This window comes from Dawidia soli, from assembly GCF_018598185.1.
GTDB lineage: Bacteria > Bacteroidota > Bacteroidia > Cytophagales > Cyclobacteriaceae > Ohtaekwangia > Ohtaekwangia soli.
The window spans coordinates 1-755 of the sequence record NZ_JAHESC010000109.1; the positions used below are offsets into that span (position 1 = coordinate 1).

Genomic DNA, 755 nt, shown 5'->3' on the forward strand with positions numbered 1-755 from the left:
CCCAAGCCGTTCCTGATCTCTGGGTTCCTCAAGCTTTGTATCCGGGTACTGCGGAAGAACCGCTGTGTCAAGATCGACTTTACGTTTACGTTCAACCGGACGTTAGACACGAGCGAGATCATCATCCTGGATGCAGAAAATGTGGTGGCGGTTAATATAGCCACGGGAGAAACCTTCCCGCTGAACCTGACAACTTCGGGCTCCGCGACACCGCCGGCGCTGTCGCAATGGGCGCGCAGCTTCGACCTGCACATTGTTCCGCTGGACAGCCATATCGACGTGGAGTTCAGCAAAGGCATCGGGTTAGGTACTGCCCTGGATACGATCGGCAAAGCGGCGCAGTCGTATGTGAACTTCGAAGTGATACCGCCTCAGAAAGGGAAATCGCCCCAGGTTAGGCATACGTATACTGTTGAAGAAGTAAAGATCTGGTCGCTGGTCAATGGCACGAATAATCAATGGCGGCCATACAAGATCTATGATGCCCTTACGCCGTTGAAAGATGCCGAGTTCGTAGACGACGCGGTGTTGGCCAACCTGAAAGAAGGCTGGCTGCAGCTCGACTCCGACAATAAATACAAGCGGCTGCGGATGCTCTCGCTCTCGCCACTATCCTATATTAATCAGGGTGTTGACATCTCGACATTTACCCTGGAAGATCTGGGTCTGACAGAGAAAGACCTTTTCTGTCCACCCACGTCCATCAGCAAGACTTGCTTCAACTACACCTCCCGGCCCTTGGGGATCTCGCTTAT

1 protein-coding gene is annotated in these 755 nt (G+C 53.1%); it reads left to right on the forward strand.

Annotated features, from left to right (window positions below):
- A partial coding sequence (locus KK078_RS30285) for a hypothetical protein (RefSeq protein ID WP_254094786.1) occupies positions 1-755 on the forward strand: 755 nt, incomplete at both ends.